Raw genomic sequence first — 24809 nt, forward strand, 5'->3', positions numbered from 1 at the left:
GTAAATCTTATTCTTGGAAAGTGCGATTAACGCACTTTCAATGTCGCAAGACCAATCAGAACAAGAACCATAGAAATAATCCAGAAGCGCACGATTACGCGAGGTTCTGGCCAACCTTTCAATTCGTAGTGGTGGTGAATTGGTGCCATACGGAAAATGCGCTGACCACGTAATTTGTAAGAACCTACCTGCAGGATGACTGATAGCGTTTCCATTACAAATACGCCACCCATGATCACTAACACCAACTCTTGACGAACTAGAACAGCAATGGTGCCCAATGCACCGCCAAGCGCTAGTGAACCTACATCGCCCATGAACACTTGTGCTGGGTAAGTGTTAAACCACAAGAAACCAAGGCCTGCACCTACGATTGCTGTACATACGACAACTAACTCAGAAGCATGCGGTAAGTATGGTATATGAAGGTATTCAGAGAAGTTAACGTTACCGGTCGCCCATGCAATAACCGCGAAGCCTGCTGCAACAAGAACCGTTGGCATGATTGCCAAACCGTCTAGACCATCAGTCAGGTTAACCGCGTTACTTGTACCTACAATGACAAAGTAAGTCAGAATGATATACATCAAACCAAGCTGCGGCATGATGTCTTTAAAGAATGGCACCACTAGCTGAGTTGCTGCTGTGTCTTTACCGTAAGCATACAATGCGAAAGCGACGACAAACGCGATCAACGACTGCCAGAAGTACTTCCAACGCGCGATCAAGCCATCGGTATTTTTGCGTACCACTTTACGATAATCATCAACAAATCCGACCGCACCGTAGCCAAGTAAGACTGTCAGTACCGCCCATACGTAAGGGTTGGATAAGTCTGTCCATAGCAAAATCGTGATTGAGATGGCCGCTAAGATCATGATACCGCCCATTGTTGGGGTACCACGCTTACTAAAGTGAGATTCAGGACCTTCGTTACGCACTACCTGACCAATTTGCAGCATTTGCAAACGCTTGATCATGATTGGTCCCATCCATAATGACAGACCTAGAGCGGTTAATACGCTTAGGATTGCTCGAAAAGACAAGTATTCAAACAATCGGAAAAAAGACAGGTATGGCTGTAGCAGCTCGGCAAGCCAAATAATCATTAATAATACTCCTTCAAAGCAGCAGCGACTTCAAACATACGTGCACCGTTCGCTCCTTTCACCAACATCGTATGGCTTTCAGGAACGGCTTGGTCTAGATGCTGCTTGATGTATTCAATTATCTCTTGGTGCGTCTCAAAATGAATGCCTTGGCAAAGATCACTGATCACCTTGGCGTCTGCACCATATGTGAGAACATGTTCAAATTTTTGTGGGGCAGCATGTTCCCCGACTTGACGATGAAGTGCAAGACTTTCCTCGCCCAATTCCGCCATATTACCTAAAATCAGCCAGCGTTGACCTGGGAAAGCGGCCAATAAATCAACTGCCGCTTTCATGGCTGGCACGCTCGCGTTGTAGCTGTCGTCAATCAATTTTATCTTTTCGCTCAGCGCTTCAACCTCGACGCGACCTTTCACTTTGTTCAAATGTTTAAGGCCAGCACGAACCTCTTCTAATGTGGCGCCCATTTGTAACGCAATAATAGAAGCAGCGATCGCATTCGCAACGTTGTGTTGACCTATAATACCCAGAGACAGTTCAATTTCTTGTGAGCTTGCTGCGATATGTAAGTCAAAGCTTGCTTCACCTGCGGCGTTCAATACGATGTTAGAAGCGAAGAAGTCTGCATCAGTATTACTTTGTGAAAAAGTAATGACTTTCTTATTCTTATCTGCTAACACTTCATCCCACTTAGCTTCACCATTGCTGTCTAGGTTAACAATCGCAATACCACCAGCTGAAAGGCCTTGGTAGATTTCACCTTTGGCTTGTTTCACGCCATCGATAGAACCAAAGCCTTCAAGGTGAGCGGCAGCTACATTGTTCACTAACGCGATATCTGGTTTTACTAACTGAGTCGTGTAAGCAATTTCACCTATATGGTTAGCACCAAGCTCAATCACGGCATAATCATCATCCTGCTGTGAGCGCAATAATGTCAACGGAACACCAATATCATTATTGAAGTTACCCGCCGTGAATAGCACTTTGCCTTTCAATTGCAGGATACTCGCAACCATTTCTTTTACGGTCGTTTTACCGCAACTTCCGGTGATGGCAACGGTAGGTGTTTGGCATGCTTGATGCACCCAAGAAGCAAACTCACCCAATGCAAGTTTGGTATCCGACACCACAATTTGCGGCACATTCACATCTAAGCGTTTTTCCACGAGTAAAGCACCGGCACCTGCATCTACCGCTTGTTGGCAAAAGTTGTGCGCATCAAAGCGCTCCCCTACTAACGCCACAAATAGAGCCCCACGCTCAATCGCTCGTGTATCAGTAGAAACCGCGTCGATAAGTAGATCGTCGCCGAATCGCTCGCCACGAGTGATGTCTGCAATTTGAGATAACGTTACTTTGATCATGAGGTCAATCCTAAAAGTTGCATTGCGGACTCGCGGTCGGAGTAATGAATCGTTTCGCCATTACGAATCTGATAATCTTCATGACCCTTCCCAGCTAACAAGATAATGTCGTTTGGCGAAGCATTTTCAATGGCATAAGACAGTGCTTTGAAGCGGTCATGCTGAACAATCGCTTCAGCAGGTTTTGACAGCCCAGCTAACATGTCTTTCACAATCTGAACCGGGTCTTCGCTGCGTGGGTTATCGTCAGTCAACACCACTCTGTCGCCTAGACGCTCTGCAATTTCCGCCATCATTGGGCGCTTACCTGCATCGCGATCGCCACCGCAGCCAAAAATAGCCCACAGCTGGCCTTCACAATGAACTCGTAAAGCTTGCAGCGCTTTTTCTAAAGCATCAGGAGTATGGGCATAATCAACCACGACTTTGGCACGATCCTCAGTTTGGAATAACTCCATTCGGCCGAGTACAGGTTGCAGTTGACCTGCGGTTTCGAGTAACGCTTGTTTCTCTTTACCTAAGCTTAATAAGGTCGCAAAAGCGAGCATTAAGTTGGTTGCATTAAACTCACCAATCAATGGCGCGTGCAATTCACCTGAACCAAATTTACCATCGAACTTAATAGTAATCCCTGACTCCGCGTAACTGACTTCCGTCGCCCAAATTGCGCTTTCAAATTCAGTGTTCGGTTTGAGCGAAACAGCGACCGCATTACTTAACTGCGACGCCCATTGATGACCTACTTCATCATCAACATTGATAATGGCACGTTCACATTGGTGTTGCGTGAACAACCCAAGCTTTGCATTGGCATACTCTTCCATCGTGCCATGGTAATCAAGATGGTCACGACTTAAGTTAGTAAACACGCCCGCCGCAAATGATAATGCTTTGACACGACCTTGCGTCAGGCCATGGGAAGATACTTCTAGCGCGGTGTATGTGGCTTGTTGATTTGCGAGAGAGGAGAGCGTTTTCTGAATTTCAACGGCATTCCCCGTTGTATTCGCAGCTTGTTGCAAGTTATTGAGGAAGCCATTTCCTGTTGTTCCCATTACCGCCGCTTTATGGTCAAGCAGTTCTAGCCATTGCGCTATTAACTGGGTAATGGTGGTTTTGCCGTTGGTGCCGGTGACACCAATCAAATCCATATCAGGGTAAGCATAAAGCTTTCCAGCAATTGCGGATAAACGTTGGTCCAACCTATCAATGTAAATGACGGGAACATCATCAATGATTTCCACCGTACCATGTGTTTTGACATCGCAGGCTTGCGCCAGGGCTGCATTTGCACCTTGCTCAATTGCAGAGGCAATGAATTTACGCCCATCCACAACATGGCCAATCACTGCTACAAACGTGGTTCCAGGTTGAACTCTTCGGCTGTCGAGCTCCAATTCAGAAACAAGAACGGACGATAAGCTAGGGCAATCCACCCAAGGGGAAAGCAGCACGTCCATACTGATGGCTTTAGTCATATTTGTTCTCCGAGCTTTGGCTCAGGTTTTCTTAATTTTGTTTGCTCAGTAAACCACAGGGCTTACTGTTGGAATTTGTTTTCGTCAGGTGCAACATTGAGTATTTGTAGCGCGCCTTTCATGATTTCAGAGAAGACAGGAGACGCTACCGAACCACCATAGTAGTCATCGCCTTGAGGCTCGTTTACGATCACTACTAAAGCAATTCGCGGATCGCTAACCGGAGCAAGCCCAGCCGTGTAGGTGATGTACTCGTCGCTGTACCCACCGGCAGAAGCTTTACGTGATGTACCCGTTTTCGCTCCTACTCGATAACCAGGAACTGCCGCTCTGCGAGCCGAGCCCCCTTTTTGAGTTACGGTTTCCAACATGTCTAATACTTGACGCGCATACTTCGCACTCACCACTTGGCGTGACATGTCATGATCATTGCTTTCGATAATATGAATAGGCTCGTATTTGCCAAGGTTTCCAAGCGTCGCATAAGCATGGGCTAGCTGGATTGGTGTAATTGATAGACCATAACCAAACGCAATCGTGGCGCGCTCAATTGGCGACCAACGAGTTCGTGTAGGAAAAATACCCGTCACTTCCCCAACTAGGTTTAGGCCAGAAAGCTCACCAAAACCCACTGAACTGTACAGCCCAAGAAGCGCCTCTACCGGCATTTGCATTGCTAGCTTCGTCACACCGATATTACTCGACTTTTTAAGGATCGTGGTCAAGCTCGCTTTACCTACGCGAGAGACATCTCTGACTCGACTACCACCTAAACGTAGGACACCATTACCGGTATCTACGATAGTATCTTTATCGGCTATCCCATTTTCTAAGGCGGCTAAAATAACGAAAGGCTTAATGGTCGAACCGGGCTCCATTGAGTCCGTGATCACTCGGTTACGCATTTGATAGCTTTGCCAATCGCTACGATTGTTAGGGTTGTAAGAAGGAGCATTAACCATGGCCAATACGGCGCCCGTTTTTACATCCAACATGACAACGGAACCTGAAGTGGCGCGGTGGTCCGCAACGGCTTGCTTAATCGCACGATACGCAATCGCCTGTAGGCGCTGATCGATGGTTAACTGAAGTGATTTACCTTCTTGCTTGTCTTGCCAAGCAATGTTTTCCACAACACGACCATAGCGATCTTTACGAATAGTTTTCTTACCCGCCGCGCCAGTGAGCCACTCATCGTAGCTACGCTCCACACCTTCTAGGCCATGCCCGTCAATGCCTGTTACACCGACTAAGTGAGCACTAACCTCACCTGCAGGATAATAACGACGAGATTCCGACTTAAGGCCAACACCTGGCAGCTTTAGCTCACGAATATAGTTCGCCATGGCCGGACTGACCTGGCGCTGCAAGTAGATAAAGCGACGTTTTTCATTGCGCTTAATTTTGTCTATTAACCCTTGTCGGTCAATACCAAGAACATCCGCTAATGCATGCCAACTTTTGGTCTGGCTTAACGCGTTTTCTTTAAATATAGTGGCAGGATCTGCCCAAACCGCCTCAACCGGCACACTGACAGCAAGCGGCTCACCATTTCGATCCGAAATAATACCGCGAGCAGAAGGAATGGATTTAACACGAACCGAACGTAGGTCACCTTGTTTAATCAGGTTATCTGGCTCAATGATTTGGATGTAGGCTACGCGTGCCACCAAAAGGGCAAATGCACAAAAAACAAAAAACAGTAATAGATGGAAGCGCCAACGAATCAAGAAAGATTCTTCGACCGCCACTTTGACTGCTTTGTTATCGGTTTTCTTATCCCCCGTAGCCGCTTTCTCTTTTGCTACAGGTTTACGCTTATTGGCTTGTTTCGTGTTGGATTTTTTTCTAATCATTTGAGCGTGACAACCACTTCTTTATCGCCATCAGGTCGTTTCATTTCAAGTTCTTTTTTGGCAAGGTCTTGAACACGACTGTGTTCCGCGAGGGCAGTTTCTTCCAACATTAAGTTACGCCATTCGCTATCTAACCGTTCTCGTTCAACCAACGTGTGATCTTTCTCAGTGATCGCTTGACGCGCATGGTGGGTAGCAAATACCACTCCCATTGCCGATGCCACGATCAATAGCAACAACAGTAATGGCCAGCGACCAACGGTGAGGAGATCCGTTGCAATCAACTTAGCAAGATTAGGAGTGGATTTCGTCATAATAATTAAAGCTTTTCTGCAATTCTTAACACAGAGCTGCGCGAACGAGGGTTCATTTCAATTTCTTGTTTGCTTGGCTTAATCGCTTTGCTCACCGCTTTCATATTCGCACTACCAAGAGCACGAATTTGCTCTTCCGTCATTGGAATACCGTGTGGCACTTCAGGCCCTTTGCTCTCTTTACGGATAAAACGTTTGACCATACGATCTTCCAGAGAGTGGAAGCTAATCACAGATAAACGGCCTTCAGGAGCCAGAATGCTCGCCGCGCCTTTAAGTGCCGTATCAATTTCTTCTAACTCACTGTTGATGTAAATACGAAAAGCCTGGAAAGCACGAGTCGCAGGGTGTTTTTTCTCTTTAAAACTTTTCGGTGCGGCATCTGAAATCAATTTTGCCAGCTGACCTGTGCGAACCATTGGCTCATTTTCTTCATCTTCACGGTAGGCAACAATCGCTTTTGCAATACGGCGCGCATGTTTATCTTCCCCAAACTCGCGAATGACCCAAGTGATATCATCGAGGTCTGCTTCCATCAACCATTGAGATACTGGAACACCTGATGTCGGGTCCATACGCATATCTAGCGGACCGTCTTTCATAAAGCTAAAGCCACGCTCTGCGTCGTCTAACTGAGGAGAAGAAACGCCTAAATCCAGCAGAACACCATCCACTTTTCCAACTAGCCCATACTCTTCAGCATACTCAGCAATACCAGAAAATGGACCATGAATAATGGTGAAGCGAGGGTCATTGATTTTTCCTGCCTCAGCGATCGCTTGAGGGTCACGGTCGATACTGTACAGTCGGCCATTTTCACCGAGTTTAGATAGAATTGTCCGGCTGTGACCGCCACGGCCAAATGTTCCATCAATATAGACGCCGTCTGGTTTGATAGCTAAGCCATCAATGGATTCATTTAATAACACGGAAATATGTTGGAAGGTTTCGGTCATAGCTTTCTCGTTGAATGATCTTGAAGCGATTCTTTAGTGTACTGATTTCCTACATCATCGCCACCACAAGTCTAAAGTTAGACGTGATTTACGCCAAGTTTATTGGTAATGACATAGTTTGCGTCAATTAAATGCAAAAAACCCATCACTACCGAAGTAGAGATGGGTCTCGAATAGGTGGAGCCGACACATAAGCCGGGTTCTGTTCCGCTTGCGCGGCGGTAGCCATTCGTCTAGGCCAGCAATCACTCACTGGCTCGAGCAACCTACCCGCCTCCTTACGCGAGCAACGCAATGTGGAGGCCTATTTGGTCTTGCTTCAGGTGGAGTTTACCCTGCTACGAACTATTGCTAGTCGTCCGGTGCGCTCTTACCGCACCCTTTCACCCTTACCTGTACCCTTACGGGCCATCGGCGGTCTTCTCTCTGCTGCACTTGTCGTAGGCTTGCGCCCCCCAGGCGTTACCTGGCACCTTGCTCTATGAAGCCCGGACTTTCCTCCCCTTTGTCAGTCTCCCGAAGGACGTCAACGTCAGTCTCCCAAAGGGACTTCGACGTCAGTCTCCCGAAGGACATCAACAAAGCAGCGACTACCCAGTCAGCTCCGAGGGCGGATTGTATAGAGTTCTCACTTCAGAGTCTAGTTAGATCACAGATATGATGAAATGAATGCACTAAGTGATGACTTTTTAGTCAACGTGCCAAAAATAGATAATAAAAAGGCCGATGCCTAAACATCAGCCCTCATTGACCATTTATCTCGCTAGCGGCACTTAGTCTAAGTTTTCTAAGCCCCATTTATATAGCGCATTCTTCTTCAAGTTATGTATTTCTGCCACCAAAGCAGCTGCTTTTTTTAAAGGCAGCTCTTTGGTCAAAATCCCTAACGTGCGTAAAGCATCTTCAGGTAGTGAGTCGTCTGTTGTTTCACGATGGCCATGTACCAACAATACCATTTCACCACGCTGTTGGTTATCGTCACTTTTCACCCATTCAATCAGCTCACCTAACGGCATGCCTTGAATGGTTTCAAAGGTTTTTGTTAGCTCTCTTGCCAACACAACTTCTCTATCTGGGCCAAGAACGTCTAACATGTCTTGTAGAGAGTCTAAAATACGGTGCGGTGACTCGTAAAAAATACACGTACGCTCTACCGAAGCAATCTCTAGGAATTTATCCTTACGACCTTTGCTTTTCGGTGGTAAAAAACCTTCGAAGCTAAAGCGATCCGATGGCAAGCCAGAGGCACTTAACGCCGTAATGACCGCACAGGCACCTGGAAGAGGCACAACTCTAACGCCCGCTTGACGACATTTTGTCACCAAATGGTATCCTGGGTCGCTGATAAGTGGCGTACCAGCGTCAGAAACTAATGCGATAGACTGACCGGAAAGCAGCTTTTCTACCAAAACTTGTGCTTTTTGCTGCTCATTGTGGTCATGTAGAGCAAAAGTTTTGGTTTGAATATTGAAGTGAGACAGTAATTTGCCCGTATGTCGAGTATCCTCAGCGGCAATGATGTCCACAGTCGACAGAATTTCGATAGCACGTTGGGTGATATCCGCTAAATTTCCGATTGGAGTCGGTACGATATAGAGAGTTGGCCCCTCATTCGGCAACTTATTTTTATCTGTCATTTGTTTACCATCACTTCAACGATTAATATAGAGACAATTTTGTACAAAATTATAGAGAACTCACGGCAATGATTAACCATAAGAGACTCAGTGTACCACGCATACTTACTCCTGTTGCACTAGCAATTACGCTCGCCGCCTGTTCTTCAGGTCCAAGACAGCCTGATGGCGTTGATGTAACACTTGAGCCTACTCAGTCTGTTCAGAACTATATGATCCAAGCTGATAGCACGGAAGGCAGTTTACAAAATGACTGGTTGATCATGGCAACCAAAGCCGCGATTCAAGCAAACCAGTTTGATCAAGCAGAAATGTTGATCAAGCGCCTGGCTCGTCAACAGTTAACCGAAGTTCAGCAAGCAGAGTGGCAACTAGCGCGTGCGACCATACAGCAAAAACAGGGTAATTACTCTCAGTTGCTGCAATTGTTGAATTTTAAACCTTGGTGGAAGTTACCAAATGAGCAATGGAAAGACTATTACTTGATGCGTGCCGACGCTTATCAAGGTCTTAACCAAGCGTTTGAGGCAAACCGCCAACTGGTTGCATTTGGCCAATATGCATCGTCCGCGGAGCAGAGAGAGATTTCTAGCCGTATTTGGATGAACTTTGGCAGCTATTCCGAGTACGAACTGACCTCATTAGAAACAGAGCCAAATGAAGATGTTTTGGATGGTTGGCTACAACTCGCTATTTATGCGAAAACGTTGTCGGGCAACTTATCTCAACTAAAAAATACCCTAGGACGCTGGTTAAACGAGAACCCATCGCACCCAGCCGCTATCTACACACCAGAAGAGATTCAAAACATTCTCTCTCTAGACATCGTTAAACCAAACAACACCGCTTTGTTACTGCCGCTTACTGGTAAATTCTCGCCACAAGCGCAATTAATTCGTGATGGTTTTGTGTTTGCGATGATGAATGATCGTAACCGTGATCCAAGCGCTACCCTCACGGTAATAGACACTAATGCGTATAACGCCGACCAAATTAAACAACGTTTGATCAATGAAAACATCGATTTTGTTGTTGGTCCTCTAGAAAAAGAGAACGTTGAGCTATTGCACACAACCATGGATGGCTCAGAAAATGGTCCTACGATTCCAGCCCTTGCGCTAAATATTCCCGAAGATGTGCAACCAGATAGCAATATTTGCTACTTGGCATTATCACCGGAACAAGAAGCCGCACAAGCAGCGAAACACTTGTTCAGCGAAGGCTATAACTTCCCTCTGATTCTGGCACCAAAGGGCAGCTTTGGTGAACGTGTAACTGAAGCGTTCAACAAAGAGTGGCGCAAGTACAGCTCTAATAAAGTCGCAGCAAGTTATTTTGGTGACAAGCGCCAACTTCAAAAAGACATCAATGAAGTATTTGGTCTGCAAGAAAGCAAACAACGTATTGCTCAGATGCAATCACTAATGCGTATCAAGCTTGAAACACAGCCACGTAGCCGTCGTGATGTCGATGCGGTTTATATTGTTGCTAGAAGCACGGAACTGACTTTGATCAAGCCGTTTATTGAGGTAGCGATTAACCCAGACGCCAAAGCGCCACAAATTTTCTCTAGCTCGCGTAGCAACAGTGGCGGCGCGACTTACGAAGATCTAACAGGCATCATCTACAGCGATATTCCATTACTGATTGACCCAGACCCTAGCGTGACCGCTGAAATGAACGAGCTGTGGTCAGAGCAATCTAACATGGAAAAACGTTTGAAAGCACTGGGTATGGATGCGTATAAATTGATTGGGGAGCTGCCACAAATGAAGGTCGTTCCGGGCTACTCAGTTGGCGGCCAAACCGGTATTTTAAGTATCGACAATAATTGTGTTGTACAGCGTGAGCTAAGCTGGGCTGAGCGTGGGGCTCTTTAGCAAGCGCCAAATCGGAAATCAATATGAAGCTCTGGCGAAGCAGTATTTACAACGCCAGGGCTTAAACTTTATTGAACAAAATTTTCTGACTAAGGTCGGTGAGATTGATTTAATCTTCCAACAAGGTGAAACTATTGTGTTTGTTGAAGTCAAATACCGTAAGAACAATCACTTTGGCTCGGCAGCAGAAATGGTGACGCACACTAAAATGCGCAAGCTAGTCAAAACCGCACAAGTTTGGCTTAGCCAACAAAAGCGCTTAAAACACAATATCGATTATCGATTTGATGTCATCGCCATTCATGATAATGGGCGAGATATCAACTGGATAGAAAACGCAATCTCTGAAGGATAAGCGATGCTAGACAGCATTAAAGACAGCTTTACAGAAAGTATTCAAATTCAAATCGCAGCAGCAGAGGCGCTGCCTGATGCCATTACTCATGCAGCTCAAGCGATGGTGTCGAGCCTGCTTAATGGCAATAAAATTTTATGTTGTGGTAATGGCGGCAGTGCTTCAAACGCTCAACAATTTGTTTCTTGTCTTTTAAACCGTTTTGAAACTGAGCGCCCTAGCCTACCAGCAATGGCCTTAACCGCCGATAATACCACCCTAACCGCAGTGGCCAACGATTACCACTACCAGGAAATCTTCTCAAAACAGGTACGAGCGTTTGGTCAACCAGGCGACATTTTGCTTGCCATGTCGACTAGCGGTAACAGTAAAAATATTATCAAAGCGATGGAAGCAGCCGTAACTCGAGACATGACGATTATCGCGCTAACAGGAAAAGATGGCGGAGAGATGGCAGGACTGCTCGGTGAGAACGACGTCGAAATTCGTATTCCATCACACCGCACTGCACGTATTCACGAAGTACATATGGTAACACTCCATTGTCTTTGTGATCTTATTGACCAGGTGCTTTTCCCTGCTCACGAAGAGTAACCAAGACTGAGAGTCAGAATTATGATACGTAGCCTTGTTATCTTATTAACAGCATTGAGTTTAAGTGGTTGCGCAGGTTTGTTTATCGCAGGTGCAGCAACCACAGCGAATATTGTCACGGACACACGCACGACAAAACAAATCTGGCAGGACAATAACATTGAATTCGAAGTTGCGGCGATCGGCAATAAAGCACCGTTTAAAGGTGAAGTTCGTGTCGTTGCCAGTTCATATAATGGGACTGTAGTCCTTATGGGACAAGCTCCGACACAAGACCTTATCCTTGCTTTAGAGCGAAGGGCTCGAGAAGTTAGTGGTGTAAAAGTCATACACAATCAAATCAAACAAAAAGAGCCACTCACTGTTACCCAGATTAGCAATGACAGCTGGATCACAACCAAAGTAAAGTCAGCTTTGCTTACTGATTCTGAGCTTAATGGTGTTAAGGTTAAAGTGATCACCGAAGATGGCGACGTTTTTCTGTTTGGTTATGTCACGCCAGAGCAAGGCGATCGAGCGACAGAAATCGCACGTAATATCTCAGGCGTAAAACAAGTCATTAAAGGGTTCCAATACGGCGAAATGGAGCCTGTTGAAGTGGACTTACCGAGTGACGGTGTACAAACAATAGAAAGTGAGGCAAGCACAGAAAATGAAGAGAACGTCGAAGTCTTTACGATTAGTGAGTAATTTCCAAAGCTTGGCTTGAAATCACCTTCAACAAAAGTTAAAAAGAAAAAAGCAGCGTTACGCTGCTTTTTTATTATTTAATCACTCTTAAGCTTGGTTTGCCTTTTGGTCGAGGAGCATCGTCCTCTTCGGCATCTGAATCAGAAACTAACTCAGAAGGCTCATCGCTAACCGTTGTGAACGATGGGGATGATTCTTCCTCGGTCATCGCTTCTTCTTCGATGTGAGTGTACGCTTCTTCTGGTTCAAACATAGTACCAGCACCATTCTCACGTGCATAAATAGCTTGAACAGCATACACAGGCACAATCACTGAGTGCGGACGACCGCTAAAGCGAGCATGGAAGGTAATCGCATCATTACCTAACTCAAGATTACCCACTGCACGTGGCGCAATATTCAAAATAATTTGACCATCTTGAATAAATTCAACCGGGACACGCACCCCTGGCATTGTTGCATCCACAACCAAGTGAGGAGTCAAGTCATTGTCTACTAACCAGTCGTAAAATGCGCGAAGCATATACGGGCGGCGAGCAGTCATTTTTGCAATATCCATAACGTGTTTTAAATCGCTTAACGAACTAGGCGCATTTCACGTTCAGCTTCAGTCAAAGAAGCAAGGAACGAATCACGTTCAAATACGCGGTTCATGTATACCTTGATTTCTTTTGAACCAGGGCCAACAAGATCGATACCAAGTTGAGGCAAACGCCACAATAGTGGAGCTAGGTAACAATCGATCAAGCTGAATTCTTCGCTCATGAAGTACTCATATTCAGCAAAAATTGGCGCTAACGTCAGAAGATCATTACGCAGCTTTGTGCGTGCTTTTTCTGATTCTTCCGTATTACCTTTCATCACTTTTTCAGCGAGTGAATACCAGTTGCGTTCGATACGGTACATCATCAAGCGGCTGTTGCCACGAGCAACAGGGTAAACCGGCATTAGAGGTGGATGAGGGAAACGCTCGTCCAAGTACTCCATGATGATTTTTGAATCGTAAAGAGCTAGCTCACGGTCAACAAGAGTTGGCACTGATTTATATGGGTTTAGCTCAACAAGCTCAGCAGGAAGGTTTGCTTCGTCAACAAGCTCAACTTCAACACTTACGCCTTTTTCAGCTAGTACAATGCGAACCTGATGGCTATACAAATCTGATGCACTTGAGAAAAGAGTCATCACAGAACGTTTATTGGCAGCTACAGCCATGGAGCCCTCCAGTACACTTACAAATAAAAACAATGGAGGCTAAGCCTCCATTGTACATCAATTAAAATTGGGAATTAGCACGGCATTTTAGCACAATTAATGCACATCGCGCCAATACTCTTTCTTGAGCATCACAACAACGATGGTTAGAAGCACTAAGAAGCCCATTACCCACCAGCCTAGAGCATGACGCTCAAGCTGCACTGGGTCACCTGAATAAACTAAGAAGTTAACGAGATCGCCAACCGCTTTGTCATATTCGCCTTCACTCAGCTCACCCGTGCCATCGGTTTCAGTACCAACAACAACTTGTACTTCTTCGCCATCTACGATTTTCGTATCGTAAATCGGCGTCGGGATGCCCTGTAGCTCTTCAAGTACATGCGGCATACCAACACTCGGGAATACGATGTTGTTCACGCCGAATGGACGAGATGGATCAACATAGAAAGAGCGTAAGTAAGTGTATAACCAATCAGCACCACGAACTCGTGCAACCAACGTAAGATCTGGTGGTGGAGCACCAAACCAGTTTGCCGCTTGCTTCGGTGGCATAGCATTGACCATTAGATCACCGATTTTCGCTTCAGGATTGAAAATCAGGTTTTCTTTCATTAAGTCTGTTGGAATTTCCAAGTCTGTTGCTACACGCTCGTAACGCTGGTATTGCGTAGAGTGACAAGCAAAACAGTAGTTCATGAACAACTTCGCGCCGTTTTGTAGCGAAGCTTTATCTGTAAGGTCAACATTCGCTTTATCCAGCGGAACATTGGCCCCAGCTGCCATCGCTAGTGATGGCAACATAGCAAATAGAATTACAATCCACTTCTTCATTTGAATGTCACCCTCTCTGGTAATGGTTTGGTTGCTTCATTTTTGCTGTAGAAGAACAGCAACACAAAGAACATGAAGTAACACAAGCTAAAGATCTGAGATAGTAGTGTGTACGTTGGTGTAGCAGGTAACGCACCTAAAATACCCAGAGCGATAAAGGCGATAGTGAACTGTACAATATTCAATAAATGAAGTTTGCTACGGTAACGGTATGAACGAACTTTACAACGATCCAACCAAGGTAGAACAAACAGCACTGCAATTGACGCGCCCATTAGGATAACACCTAATAGTTTGTCTGGAACCGCGCGTAAGATTGCGTAGAACGGCGTGAAGTACCATACCGGAGCAATATGCTCTGGTGTCTTCAGTGGGTTTGCAGCTTCAAAGTTAGGCGGCTCAAGGAAGTACCCACCCATCTCTGGGTTAAAGAACAGCACGTAACAGAAGAAGAACAAGAAACCAGCGACACCGACCAAGTCCTTAACCGTGCCGTACGGATGGAAAGGAATCGAATCAATGATGTCATATTTCTTCGTGTAGTAATCGTGGAACTTGAATTGCGTTTTGTAATCGTCGCCCATTGAGCCTTTTGGCAGCTTAGTTTCGATACCATCCGGGTTGTTTGAGCCTACTTCGTGCAGCGCCAATACGTGCAGAACAACAAGAAGAAGCAAAACGATAGGCAGTGCAATAACGTGTAGTGCGAAGAAACGGTTTAGCGTTGCACCAGAGATGATGTAGTCACCACGAATCCAAAGTGTTAGGTCATCACCGATAACAGGAATAGCACCAAACAGGGAAATGATTACCTGCGCACCCCAGTATGACATCTGACCCCATGGAAGTAGGTAACCCATGAACGCTTCAGCCATGAGAACTAGGAAGATCAACATACCGAAGATCCACAACAGTTCACGAGGTTTTTGGTATGAACCGTAGATCAAACCACGGAACATGTGAAGATACACAACAACGAAAAACGCTGACGCGCCAGTGGAATGCATGTAACGCAGAAGCCAACCGTACTCTACATCACGCATAATGTATTCGATAGACGCAAATGCACCGTCACCTGAAGGAACATAGTTCATCGTTAGCCAAATACCCGTTAGGATTTGGTTAACAAGAACCAGCATCGCCAGAGAACCGAAAAGGTACCAAAAGTTGAAGTTCTTAGGCATTGGGTATTCAGACAAATGCTTTTTATAAGCATTCATTGCAGGAATACGCTTTTCAACCCAATCTAACATTGCTTGCATTATGCATCTCCCTCATCAACACCCACAATGAGCTTTGTATCGCTCAAATACATGTGCTTAGGAACGACAAGGTTCAACGGAGCAGGTACTCCTTGGAACACTCGACCAGCCATGTCGAACTTAGAACCATGACAAGGACAGAAGAAGCCAGATCTTACGCCCTGCACCTGCTCTGAGAAAGAGTCAGGTAGATAGGTTGGTGAACAACCTAAGTGGGTACAGAAACCAACTGCGACGAAAAACTCTTCCTTAATCGAACGAAACTCATTCTGAGCGTACTCAGGCTGCTGCTCCATTTCAGATTGTGGATCGCGAAGCTTATCACCGATCGATTTTAAGTTATCCAGAACGCTTTGAGTGCGGCGAACAATCCATACAGGTTTTCCCTGCCACTCAACACGAACCAGCTGACCTGGTTCAATTTTACTTATATCCACTTCCACCGGTGCGCCCGCCGCTTTGGCTTTAGCACTCGGATTCCATGATTTGATAAAAGGCACGGCGACGGCGACTGCCCCTAACCCACCAACAACTGCCGTTGTAGCGGTTAGAAAACGCCTGCGACCGTTATTTAAAGGCGCGTTGCTCATCCAAACATTCTCCCATTTGCTCCCTTTGGATCGTTATTATTCCGCTTATAAGAGCATGGCTAACAAATAATGAATTTAGTTCTATTTATTGGAGGGAAATGATAAAGAAAACCCTACTTTTTGACAAGATAAAGCTACCTTTTTGTAACATTTGTGAGGCAAATCGCTCGCGTCGTCACAAAAGCGGCAGAATTATAAAAAATTGATGTGATTTGTAACAAGAAAGCACCACATAGAAGCCCCGCTGACAGCGGATAAAACCTTTTATCTTGGTAGTTTTCAGTTAATTACACAGAGAAATATTTCGTATTACGCGTTCAGCTTGCTGTGTTTATATTTTCAATTTTGTAGCACGCAGAATGCTCAAAAAGGAACGTAAGTCATTTTAAAACATGTTACAGGGAGAATAAGATACAAAGACATTCTTGCTGATGAATACATCTATGCTGCATCGCAAGAGAAAGCGTGGTGAGTCGCGATTAAATAAGGCACACATATAAAACGGCACTGGCAACCTTTCGACGAAGAGGACGAATAAGAAGGCCTACTCGGAATGTGATGATAAATGAAGACTGTTCGTTGCTTGAAGACAAGTATGATGTCTTTAAATACAAAAAAGCCCGGCATAGAGCCGAGCTTTTGGTACACAGTTTCCAGAGTAACTCTGAAAAGCATAATTCCCGATAAGAGGAAATTAACGCTTAGAGAACTGTGGACGACGACGTGCTTTACGTAGACCAACTTTCTTACGTTCAACGCAACGAGCGTCACGAGTAACGTAGCCAGCTGCGCGTAGAGCAGGACGTAGAGACTCATCGTATTCCATAAGCGCGCGAGTGATACCGTGACGGATAGCACCAGCTTGACCAGAAATACCGCCGCCTTTAACTGTTACGTAAAGGTCTAGCTTTTCAGTTAGTTCAACTAGCTCTAGAGGTTGTTGTACAACCATACGTGCTGTTGGACGACCGAAGTATTCGTCAAGGTTACGCTTGTTTACTACAATGTTACCGCTGCCTGGTTTAATGAAAACACGTGCAGCTGAGCTTTTGCGACGGCCAGTGCCGTAGTATTGATTCTCTGCCATTTTCGAAATCCCCAATTAGATGTCTAGTACTTGTGGTTGTTGAGCAACATGGTTGTGCTCAGCGCCCGCGTAAACTTTTAGCTTACGGTACATAGCACGGCCTAGAGGACCACGTGGAAGCATGCCTTTAACTGCAAGCTCAAGAGCCATCTCAGGTTTACGATCGATCAACTTTTCAAAAGTGATAGATTTTAGACCACCTGGGAATTCAGAGTGACGGTAGTACACTTTGTTCTTAGCTTTGTTACCAGTTACAGCAACTTTCTCAGCGTTGATAACGATGATGTAATCACCAGTGTCAACGTGAGGAGTGTATTCAGCTTTATGTTTGCCACGTAGGCGAGATGCAATTTCACTTGCTAGACGGCCAAGAGTTTTACCTTCAGCGTCTACAACGTACCAGTCGCGTTTTACAGTTTCTGGTTTAGCAACGAAAGTTTTCATGCTAACAATAACCCGTTAATTAAATTTTAAACTTTAAAGGAACACCCAATAGTGCTCCCACACTGTCTAAGAGCCCAGTCATCACCCCTTCGAGTCGTTGGTACTCTCGACCTTCAATTTCGAAATAACTTCGATAATCAGGTCTGCAGTAACGGTGGGTCGCAGGATTATAGAGAAGAGCGAAGAAAAAATCACCTTTTTTTGCGCCAAATCACTAATTTTTTCTTCACTTTTTTAAGAATCCTTTGGATCTAGGCCAAATGTTCACGCGCGAGATACTCATGACTTTGCATCTCAGTAAGCCGAGACAAACAGCGCTTAAATTCGAACTCTAACTGCCCATCAGTATATAAGTCGGACATTGGCACTTCAGCAGAAATAATCAACTTAACATTGCGCTCGTAAAACTCATCGACTAGCGCGATAAAGCGTCTCGCCGCATCATCTATTTTTCGGTTCATTTGTTGAACATCTGCCAGTAATACAGTGTGGTAAATACGAGACAATTCAATGTAGTCATTTTGACTGCGAGCAGTTTGACACAACTGAGCAAACGACGCATGCAGCACCCCGTCGCTTGCTTCAATCACCGCTAGTTGACGGTGGTTAACTTCGATTTGATGAGCAACAAACTGACGCTCTCCAGTCAGCTGCTGATAATATTTGTTAAGGTTTATGCTAGCCTGCTCATCAAGCGGGTAATGGTATATTTCAGCCTGTTCTAACGTTCTTAAGCGATAATCAACGCCACTATCGACATTCAACACTTCACAACGTGCCAAAATCATATCGATAGCGGGCAAAAAGCGCGCTCTTTGCAAACCGTTACGATATAAGTTCTGCGGCTCGATGTTTGAAGTCGCGACTAGGATCATCTGCCGCTTGAACATTTCTTGAAGTAGCGTTGCAAGGATCATCGCATCAGTAATGTCGGAAACAAAAAATTCATCAAAGCAAACCACATCTGCTTCTTCTTTAAATTTATCCGCCACTTTTGATAGAGGATTTTCGACGTCACCTAACAGCTTCAACTCATCATGTACTCGATACATAAATCGATGGAAGTGGACGCGCATTTTTCTTTGGGTCGGTAAAGCATCAAAAAATGCGTCCATAAGGTAGGTTTTTCCGCGACCTACCCCACCCCAAAAGTAAAGGCCTTTTGGTGGTTCAGGCTTGTCGATTTTTTTCCCCATTAGCTTTTGCCATTTGGAAAGCTGAGGCACAGGCGCTGACTGAAATTCAACGATAGCATGGTAAAGCTTGTCTAATGCAACGACCGCTTGATACTGAGCTTCATCACGCTGAAACCCGTGTTCTGCTATGTCTTTTTGATATTGTTGTAGTGGTGTCATCGTATTAAGTCGTATAGAGGTATAGAGAAAAGGGTTGCCTCGGGGTCAACTTTGAGAATAGAGAGAAGTAGTTATCAGTCCCCGAAGACATACTGCTATTTTTCTTTATCGGCTGTTCAAGCCATAGTAACATGGACAAGCACCGCGTGTAACTAAGTAGTAAAAGACTTGTTAAAACAACTATAAGGAGCAGTTATGCCTTGGATTTATGCCATTGTGGGTTTGCTGGTCGGTACAATCGTAGGCGTAGTCATTAGTAGACTAACCACCCCTGAATACAAGAAACAAAAGTCTGTGCAGAAAGAACTTGAAGCGGCCAAGTTTGAATTAGAGCAACAACGTCAAGAGCTCGTCGATCATTTTGCACAAACCGCAGAGATGTTGGACACCCTAGGTAAAGATTACACCAAGCTATACCAACATATGGCCAAGACCTCTTCTGAGCTTTTGCCAAACTTACCAGAACAAGACAACCCGTTTGATAAGAAAACGGCAATGTCGTCTGAAACCATTGCAGAAGATCAACCAGAGTTTAACGAACAACCAAAAGACTACGCTAATGGCGCCACCGGTCTTTTGAAGGATCAAGAGAAAGAAATCATTAATGCTCCCGAAGCGGTAACCGCAAAAGCATCATAATCCTCTCTTACTTCTATCTAGGGCCGATACATTTGTATCGGCCCTTTTTTGAACTTTTTCACCTCACCTTCGCTCTAACTTGGATGTGCACTGCCTCCCCTTTTGATTGTCCGAACTAGACCCTATATTAGTTGTTAACAAAGTGAACTAACCGTTCGGATATTTCTTTTTGGCAGACATGTTTCAAGAGGAGTTATTGGATGAAAAAACCACTGCTTGCGCTCACCGTTCTATCTCTGAGTTTGGGGTCGATTATTGCCCCAGTTCAAGCCACTGCCGCATTACCTTTGAATGTGGATGGCCAACAGTTACCTAGCTTGGCACCAATGCTTGAGAAGGTGACCCCAGCTGTTGTGAGTATTGCTGTAGAAGGTAAACAAGTACAAACCAGCCGCATTCCCGAGCAATTTCAATTTTTCTTTGGCCCAGACTTTCCTATGGAACAAAGGCGAGAGCGCCCGTTCAGAGGTTTAGGTTCTGGTGTCATTATTGATGCGAAGAAAGGCCATATTGTCACTAACTACCATGTGATTAAGGGGGCAGATGAGATTCGAGTTCGCCTCTTTGACGGGCGCGAGTATGACGCTACGCTCGTTGGCGGTGATGAAATGGCCGATGTTGCGTTACTTAAATTAGAGAAAGCGAAAAACTTAACGCAGATTAAGGTCGCGGATTCCGACAAACTGCGTGTCGGTGACTATACGGTTGCGATTGGTAACCCATTTGGACTCGGTCAAACTGTGACTTCGGGTATTGTTTCAGCCCTTGGTCGTAGCGGCTTAAACGTTGAAAACTTCGAAAACTTCATCCAAACCGATGCCGCAATTAACAGCGGTAACTCTGGTGGTGCATTGGTCAACCTTAATGGTGAGCTGATCGGTATTAATACTGCGATTTTAGGCCCTAACGGCGGTAATGTGGGTATTGGCTTTGCGATTCCATCAAACATGATGAAAAACCTCACTGATCAAATTCTAGAGTTTGGTGAAGTCAAACGCGGCATGTTGGGTGTGCAAGGTGGCGAAGTAACCTCTGAGCTAGCTGATGCATTGGGTTACGAGTCGAGTAAAGGGGCCTTTATTGGTCAAGTCGTACCGGACAGCGCAGCCGATAAAGCAGGGTTAAAAGCCGGTGACGTAATTGTATCGGTGAACGGCAAAGCGATTAATACTTTCTCAGAGCTCCGCGCAAAAGTGGCAACACTGGGCGCAGGTAAAGAAATCACATTAGGTGTGGTTCGAGATGGTAAGAATAAAACCTTTGATGTAACGCTTGGCGAATCTACGAATATGAAAGCTAAAGCGGAGACATTACATGAGGGACTCAAAGGTGCGGAGTTAAGCAATACAACACCAAGTGATGTAATCCAAGGTGTTAAAGTATCGAGCGTTGCAGATAACTCTCCGGCTGCTCAATATCAATTACAACAAGGTGACATTATTATCGGTGTGAACCGTCAACGAGTGAAAAACCTTGCCGAGCTTCGTACAATCGTAGAGAAACACAAAGGTGTACTGGCTCTTAATATTCAACGTGGTGAACGTACTATTTATCTTGTCATTCGTTAACCACTTTCAAAGTGATAGAAAATAAGGTTTTCGATGCATAGTACTGAGTGATAAGGCTCGAACACTTTTCCTTATCGCTCAATAACTAATGAAAAGGGCAACGCGATGACGCGCTGCCCTTTTGTTATTTTTCAATGTAATGCTATTCTTCATCTTCGATGCCATTTTGGCGCTCACGCATGGAGAGGATATGCTCAGCTTTTTATTACGTTCTGTCTTTTTAGGCTTGGCTACTGCCGCAGTGGTATTACTGGCGGTTCCATCTTTGCGCAACAACGTAATTCCTGCCGCGCTTGATCCTCAACCTGTTAATATCGCATCAGTCGAATTGACGTTTAATCAAGCGGTCCGAAGAGCAGCGCCTGCAGTGGTAAACATCTACAGCCGTAAGTATGTTGAGAATGATCGCAGTAAACTCTCGACTCAAGGTCTGGGGTCAGGTGTCATTGTTAGTGAGAAAGGCTACATCATTACTAACTATCATGTGGTTGCTCAAGCTGATCAAATTGTTGTGGCATTACAAGACGGTAGAGCCGCAGCGGCTCAGCTCGTAGGGACAGATAAACGTACTGATATAGCCGTGCTGCGTGTCGAAGGTTCGAATTTGCCCGTAATCCCTCTGAACTCTAATTACAAACCACAAGTGGGCGATGTAGTACTAGCCATCGGTAACCCATACAACCTTGGACAAACCACAACGTTCGGCATTATTTCTGCCACAGGTCGTTCATCTATTAGCGATGGTCGTCAAGCATTCATTCAAACCGATGCCGCCATCAATGAAGGTAACTCTGGTGGAGCCCTAGTAAACACACAAGGCGAGCTCGTCGGCATTAACACCGCCTCTTTTCAGCAAGCGACAGACTTAGAAACTTACGGTATTTCTTTTGCGATCCCTGCGCCGCTAGCGAGTAAGATCATGCAGAAAATCATCGCTGATGGCCGCGTGATTCGTGGTTACATTGGAATCGACGGCCAAGACATTAATGCGGTCACTGCTCGCTTACTTGGAAATGAACACATAGGTGGTATTGTCGTACTTGGTATTGATCCAAATGGTCCAGCCAATGCGGCAGGCTTCCAAAAGCAGGACATCATTATCAGTATTGATGGCAATAAAGTGCAAGGGCGTCAGAGCGTTATGGATATCGTCACCGATTTACGTCCTGGCACCACCGTGGATGTCGGCATTATTCGCAAAGGAAAAGAGATGACCTTGAAAGTCACCATTGCCGAAGACAAGCAAGAAGCATAAAAAATCCCAGCCATTGGCTGGGATTTTTATTTGTGCGTTACTCGCTATCGCTCGGTGTTTCCGTCGTATCGGAATCATCTAGCTCAACTTCAATGCGAGTGACTCGCTGCAAACCTCTCGGTAATAACCCACCTCGGCGACCACGTTCGCCACGGAAGTTATCAAGGTCAGACGGTTTAAGACCCAACTTTCGCTTACCCGCGTACAGCGTTAACGATGCACCTTTTGGTAAAGACATTAAGTGAGATAGTACTTCTTCTCGCTCTTTTGCTTTAGCAGCAGGAATGTTGATGATCTTATTCCCCTTACCTTTCGCCAGTTGTGGCAAGTCTTTGATTGGTAACAGCAGCATGCGACCTTGGTTAGTGATTGCTAAGATTTCATCAGAGTCTAAATCTTCAATCTCTTTTGGCGTCATTATCTCAGAGTTGGCAGGTAAAGTGACGAGCGCTTTACCACTGCGGTTTTTAGACAGCAAGTCCGCGCCTTTACATACAAAGCCGTAACCTGCATCTGAGCCCACCAGCCACAGCTGATCTTCTTCACTCATGATGACTTGGCGAATACTGCTACCAGCCGTAATATTCAAGCGACCGGTAATCGGCTCACCTTGACTACGAGCAGAAGGCAGTGAGTGCGATTCCAGAGAGTAACTTCGACCGTCACTACCTAGGAATACCGCAGGCTGATTACTCTTACCTCGAGCATGCGCTAAATACTTATCACCCGACTTATAGTTTAAGCCTTCGGCATCCACGTCATGGCCTTTCGCGTGACGAATCCAACCTTTCTCAGAAAGCACAACCGTGATTGGCTCACTTGGTACGAGGTCACGTTCAGTCAGCGCTTTTGCTTCTGCACGCTCAACCATTGGAGAGCGACGGTCATCACCGTATTTCTCTGCATCTGCTTTGATTTCTTTTTTCAGTAGTGTGTTCAGACGACGCTCAGAACCGAGTAGCTGTTCTAGCTTCTCACGCTCTTTCTCTAGCTCGTCTTGCTCACCACGAATCTTCATCTCTTCTAGTTTGGCTAAGTGACGAAGTTTGGTGTCTAGAATCGCATCCGCTTGGATATCGGTAATACCAAAACGTGCCATCAATACCGCTTTAGGATCATCTTCAGTACGGATGATCTCAATCACTTCATCTAGGTTTAGGTAAGCAACCAACAAACCTTCCAAAATGTGTAAGCGAGCCATGACTTTGTCTAGGCGGTGTTGTAGACGGCGACGTACGGTCGTGCGACGGAACTCAATCCACTCTGACAGAATTTGCACCAGACCTTTAACTTGAGGACGATTATCCAAACCAATCATGTTCAAGTTAACGCGGTAGCTGCGCTCAAGATCCGTTGATGCGAACAAGTGGTTCATCAACAAATCACAGTCGACGCGGTTTGACTTAGGTACCACAACGATACGCGTTGGGTTCTCGTGATCCGACTCGTCACGAAGATCGTCAACCATTGGTAGCTTCTTCGCACGCATCTGGTTGGCGATTTGCTCAAGCAGTTTTGCACCCGATACTTGGTGTGGCAGAGAGGTGATAACGATATCAGAACCTTCTTTGTGCCACACCGCGCGCATCTTGATGCTGCCGCGACCGTTGCGGTAAATCTTCTCAATATCCGCTTGCGGCGAGATGATTTCTGCTTCTGTTGGGTAATCCGGACCTTTAACATACTGCATCACGTCCGGCAGTTCTGCTTTCGGGTTGTCGATCAAATGAATAGTCGCATCTGCGATTTCACGAACGTTATGCGGTGGGATGTCTGTTGCCATACCAACCGCAATACCGGTTACACCGTTAAGCAGGATATGAGGCAGACGTGCTGGCAACATTTGTGGCTCTTTCATTGTGCCATCAAAGTTAGGTTGCCATTCAACCGTACCCTGACCCAGTTCGCCTAGCAATACTTCAGCAAACTTAGACAGTTTTGCTTCGGTATAACGCATTGCCGCGAATGATTTCGGATCATCTGGCGCACCCCAGTTACCTTGACCATCCACTAATGGATAGCGGTAAGAGAATGGCTGAGCCATCAATACCATCGCTTCGTAACACGCTAAATCACCGTGCGGATGGTATTTACCTAGCACGTCACCAACGGTACGTGCAGATTTTTTGTATTTTGCTGATGCAGAGAGACCAAGCTCTGACATCGCATAAATGATGCGTCGTTGAACCGGCTTTAAGCCATCACCAATGTATGGCAAGGCGCGGTCCATAATTACGTACATCGAGTAGTTCAGATAAGCGTCTTCAGTGAACTTGCGCATTGGCAATTGTTCGACGCCATCGTAGGTAATTTCTGTAGACATC

Annotated in this window: 23 protein-coding genes and 1 other RNA gene; 7 read left to right on the plus strand and 17 right to left on the minus strand. The window is 45.6% G+C overall.

The features are described from left to right. Positions 1–26 precede the first annotated feature (26 nt). The 8 genes from mraY to rsmI all read right to left on the minus strand — a co-directional run bounded on the left by mraY (position 27) and on the right by rsmI (position 8720). The gene (gene mraY / locus R7P36_RS18235; protein ID WP_005372931.1) at positions 27–1109 is read right to left on the minus strand and encodes a phospho-N-acetylmuramoyl-pentapeptide-transferase; all 1083 of its coding nucleotides are present in this window, start codon (positions 1107–1109) and stop codon (positions 27–29) included. Then, positions 1109–2479, minus strand: coding sequence for a UDP-N-acetylmuramoyl-tripeptide--D-alanyl-D-alanine ligase (locus R7P36_RS18240; protein WP_154204845.1), 1371 nt, complete (start codon positions 2477–2479; stop codon positions 1109–1111). The genes mraY and R7P36_RS18240 overlap by 1 nt, the downstream gene beginning before the upstream one ends. Continuing rightward, positions 2476–3957 (minus strand): UDP-N-acetylmuramoyl-L-alanyl-D-glutamate--2,6-diaminopimelate ligase, encoded by a 1482-nt coding sequence (murE, locus tag R7P36_RS18245; protein WP_054578500.1) that lies wholly within the window; start codon positions 3955–3957, stop codon positions 2476–2478. Before murE ends, R7P36_RS18240 begins: the two co-directional genes overlap by 4 nt. Positions 3958–4019: 62 nt before the next feature. Further along, a complete protein-coding gene (locus tag R7P36_RS18250) occupies positions 4020–5813 on the minus strand; it encodes a penicillin-binding transpeptidase domain-containing protein (RefSeq protein ID WP_086046525.1) in 1794 nt (597 codons plus the stop codon). Further along, entirely contained in the window at positions 5810–6127 is a 318-nt protein-coding gene (gene ftsL, locus R7P36_RS18255; RefSeq protein WP_005372920.1) for a cell division protein FtsL, read from the minus strand. The genes R7P36_RS18250 and ftsL overlap by 4 nt, the downstream gene beginning before the upstream one ends. A 5-nt stretch (positions 6128–6132) precedes the next feature. Then, complete coding sequence (gene rsmH, locus R7P36_RS18260) at positions 6133–7083, minus strand: 16S rRNA (cytosine(1402)-N(4))-methyltransferase RsmH (RefSeq protein WP_005372918.1); 951 nt, start codon at positions 7081–7083, stop codon at positions 6133–6135. Positions 7084–7258: 175 nt separating this feature from the next. Further along, positions 7259–7689, minus strand: an RNA gene (gene rnpB / locus R7P36_RS18265) — RNase P RNA component class A. A gap of 167 nt (positions 7690–7856) precedes the next feature. After that, complete coding sequence (gene rsmI, locus R7P36_RS18270) at positions 7857–8720, minus strand: 16S rRNA (cytidine(1402)-2'-O)-methyltransferase (RefSeq protein ID WP_005372907.1); 864 nt, start codon at positions 8718–8720, stop codon at positions 7857–7859. A 68-nt stretch (positions 8721–8788) separates the two neighbouring features. Between rsmI and R7P36_RS18275 the strand changes: the two genes are divergently transcribed. From R7P36_RS18275 to R7P36_RS18290, 4 genes are read left to right on the plus strand one after another with little or no spacing between them, the layout of a single operon-like run. Further along, positions 8789–10600, plus strand: coding sequence for a penicillin-binding protein activator (locus R7P36_RS18275; protein ID WP_213899723.1), 1812 nt, complete (start codon positions 8789–8791; stop codon positions 10598–10600). After that, positions 10587–10955, plus strand: a complete 369-nt coding sequence (locus tag R7P36_RS18280; protein WP_213899722.1) for a YraN family protein — start codon at positions 10587–10589, stop codon at positions 10953–10955. Before R7P36_RS18275 ends, R7P36_RS18280 begins: the two co-directional genes overlap by 14 nt. Before the next feature lie 3 nt (positions 10956–10958). After that, positions 10959–11549: a phosphoheptose isomerase gene (locus tag R7P36_RS18285; protein WP_005372901.1), complete on the plus strand. Its 591-nt coding sequence runs from the start codon at positions 10959–10961 to the stop codon at positions 11547–11549. Positions 11550–11570: 21 nt separating this feature from the next. Beyond that, on the plus strand, positions 11571–12239 hold the full coding sequence (locus R7P36_RS18290; protein ID WP_025768401.1) for a BON domain-containing protein: 669 nt from the start codon (positions 11571–11573) through the stop codon (positions 12237–12239). A 73-nt stretch (positions 12240–12312) separates the two neighbouring features. Here R7P36_RS18290 and sspB read toward each other — a convergent pair whose 3' ends face one another. The 8 genes from sspB to zapE all read right to left on the minus strand — a co-directional run bounded on the left by sspB (position 12313) and on the right by zapE (position 19023). Next, positions 12313–12798, minus strand: a complete 486-nt coding sequence (sspB, locus tag R7P36_RS18295) for a ClpXP protease specificity-enhancing factor (RefSeq protein ID WP_005387408.1) — start codon at positions 12796–12798, stop codon at positions 12313–12315. Positions 12799–12815: 17 nt separating this feature from the next. Then, on the minus strand, positions 12816–13451 hold the full coding sequence (gene sspA / locus R7P36_RS18300) for a stringent starvation protein SspA (RefSeq protein WP_213899721.1): 636 nt from the start codon (positions 13449–13451) through the stop codon (positions 12816–12818). A 96-nt stretch (positions 13452–13547) separates the two neighbouring features. Then, the gene (locus tag R7P36_RS18305; protein ID WP_005372881.1) at positions 13548–14285 is read right to left on the minus strand and encodes a cytochrome c1; all 738 of its coding nucleotides are present in this window, start codon (positions 14283–14285) and stop codon (positions 13548–13550) included. Continuing rightward, positions 14282–15547, minus strand: a complete 1266-nt coding sequence (locus R7P36_RS18310) for a cytochrome b (RefSeq protein ID WP_005372880.1) — start codon at positions 15545–15547, stop codon at positions 14282–14284. The genes R7P36_RS18305 and R7P36_RS18310 overlap by 4 nt, the downstream gene beginning before the upstream one ends. After that, positions 15547–16137 carry a ubiquinol-cytochrome c reductase iron-sulfur subunit gene (gene petA / locus R7P36_RS18315; RefSeq protein WP_005372877.1) on the minus strand — a complete coding sequence of 197 codons (591 nt, stop codon included), beginning with the start codon at positions 16135–16137 and terminating at the stop codon, positions 15547–15549. The genes R7P36_RS18310 and petA overlap by 1 nt, the downstream gene beginning before the upstream one ends. 694 nt (positions 16138–16831) lie before the next feature. Then, entirely contained in the window at positions 16832–17224 is a 393-nt protein-coding gene (gene rpsI / locus R7P36_RS18320) for a 30S ribosomal protein S9 (protein ID WP_005372876.1), read from the minus strand. A gap of 15 nt (positions 17225–17239) precedes the next feature. Continuing rightward, positions 17240–17668 (minus strand): 50S ribosomal protein L13, encoded by a 429-nt coding sequence (rplM, locus tag R7P36_RS18325; protein WP_005372872.1) that lies wholly within the window; start codon positions 17666–17668, stop codon positions 17240–17242. Between the two features lie 251 nt (positions 17669–17919). Beyond that, positions 17920–19023 carry a cell division protein ZapE gene (zapE, locus tag R7P36_RS18330; RefSeq protein WP_054578498.1) on the minus strand — a complete coding sequence of 368 codons (1104 nt, stop codon included), beginning with the start codon at positions 19021–19023 and terminating at the stop codon, positions 17920–17922. 195 nt (positions 19024–19218) lie between these two features. On the opposite strand from zapE, the gene zapG reads away from it, so the two are divergent. The 3 genes from zapG (at position 19219) to degS (ending at position 22485) form a co-directional block, all read left to right on the plus strand. Beyond that, on the plus strand, positions 19219–19662 hold the full coding sequence (gene zapG / locus R7P36_RS18335) for a Z-ring associated protein ZapG (RefSeq protein ID WP_005379861.1): 444 nt from the start codon (positions 19219–19221) through the stop codon (positions 19660–19662). 200 nt (positions 19663–19862) lie between these two features. Beyond that, the gene (locus R7P36_RS18340) at positions 19863–21230 is read left to right on the plus strand and encodes a Do family serine endopeptidase (protein ID WP_213899720.1); all 1368 of its coding nucleotides are present in this window, start codon (positions 19863–19865) and stop codon (positions 21228–21230) included. Positions 21231–21420: 190 nt separating this feature from the next. Then, a complete protein-coding gene (degS, locus tag R7P36_RS18345) occupies positions 21421–22485 on the plus strand; it encodes an outer membrane-stress sensor serine endopeptidase DegS (protein WP_017633606.1) in 1065 nt (354 codons plus the stop codon). 37 nt (positions 22486–22522) lie between these two features. Here the strand turns inward: degS and parC are convergent, their stop codons facing one another. Further along, on the minus strand, positions 22523–24808 hold the full coding sequence (gene parC, locus R7P36_RS18350; protein WP_318122249.1) for a DNA topoisomerase IV subunit A: 2286 nt from the start codon (positions 24806–24808) through the stop codon (positions 22523–22525). Between the last annotated feature and the right edge of the window lies 1 nt (position 24809).

The organism is Vibrio sp. 397 (assembly GCF_033339395.1).
Lineage (GTDB): Bacteria > Pseudomonadota > Gammaproteobacteria > Enterobacterales > Vibrionaceae > Vibrio > Vibrio alginolyticus.

Coding starts and splice junctions, on each gene's coding strand:
- mraY (WP_005372931.1), bottom strand. CDS start 1,109: ATGATTATTTGGCTTGCCGAGCTGCTACAGCCATACCTGTCTTTTTTC.
- R7P36_RS18240 (WP_154204845.1), bottom strand. CDS start 2,479: ATGATCAAAGTAACGTTATCTCAAATTGCAGACATCACTCGTGGCGAG.
- murE (WP_054578500.1), bottom strand. CDS start 3,957: ATGACTAAAGCCATCAGTATGGACGTGCTGCTTTCCCCTTGGGTGGAT.
- R7P36_RS18250 (WP_086046525.1), bottom strand. CDS start 5,813: ATGATTAGAAAAAAATCCAACACGAAACAAGCCAATAAGCGTAAACCT.
- ftsL (WP_005372920.1), bottom strand. CDS start 6,127: ATGACGAAATCCACTCCTAATCTTGCTAAGTTGATTGCAACGGATCTC.
- rsmH (WP_005372918.1), bottom strand. CDS start 7,083: ATGACCGAAACCTTCCAACATATTTCCGTGTTATTAAATGAATCCATT.
- rsmI (WP_005372907.1), bottom strand. CDS start 8,720: ATGACAGATAAAAATAAGTTGCCGAATGAGGGGCCAACTCTCTATATC.
- R7P36_RS18275 (WP_213899723.1), top strand. CDS start 8,789: ATGATTAACCATAAGAGACTCAGTGTACCACGCATACTTACTCCTGTT.
- R7P36_RS18285 (WP_005372901.1), top strand. CDS start 10,959: ATGCTAGACAGCATTAAAGACAGCTTTACAGAAAGTATTCAAATTCAA.
- R7P36_RS18290 (WP_025768401.1), top strand. CDS start 11,571: ATGATACGTAGCCTTGTTATCTTATTAACAGCATTGAGTTTAAGTGGT.
- sspB (WP_005387408.1), bottom strand. CDS start 12,798: ATGGATATTGCAAAAATGACTGCTCGCCGCCCGTATATGCTTCGCGCA.
- sspA (WP_213899721.1), bottom strand. CDS start 13,451: ATGGCTGTAGCTGCCAATAAACGTTCTGTGATGACTCTTTTCTCAAGT.
- R7P36_RS18305 (WP_005372881.1), bottom strand. CDS start 14,285: ATGAAGAAGTGGATTGTAATTCTATTTGCTATGTTGCCATCACTAGCG.
- R7P36_RS18310 (WP_005372880.1), bottom strand. CDS start 15,547: ATGCAAGCAATGTTAGATTGGGTTGAAAAGCGTATTCCTGCAATGAAT.
- petA (WP_005372877.1), bottom strand. CDS start 16,137: ATGAGCAACGCGCCTTTAAATAACGGTCGCAGGCGTTTTCTAACCGCT.
- rpsI (WP_005372876.1), bottom strand. CDS start 17,224: ATGGCAGAGAATCAATACTACGGCACTGGCCGTCGCAAAAGCTCAGCT.
- rplM (WP_005372872.1), bottom strand. CDS start 17,668: ATGAAAACTTTCGTTGCTAAACCAGAAACTGTAAAACGCGACTGGTAC.
- zapE (WP_054578498.1), bottom strand. CDS start 19,023: ATGACACCACTACAACAATATCAAAAAGACATAGCAGAACACGGGTTT.
- zapG (WP_005379861.1), top strand. CDS start 19,219: ATGCCTTGGATTTATGCCATTGTGGGTTTGCTGGTCGGTACAATCGTA.
- R7P36_RS18340 (WP_213899720.1), top strand. CDS start 19,863: ATGAAAAAACCACTGCTTGCGCTCACCGTTCTATCTCTGAGTTTGGGG.
- degS (WP_017633606.1), top strand. CDS start 21,421: ATGCTCAGCTTTTTATTACGTTCTGTCTTTTTAGGCTTGGCTACTGCC.
- parC (WP_318122249.1), bottom strand. CDS start 24,808: ATGTCTACAGAAATTACCTACGATGGCGTCGAACAATTGCCAATGCGC.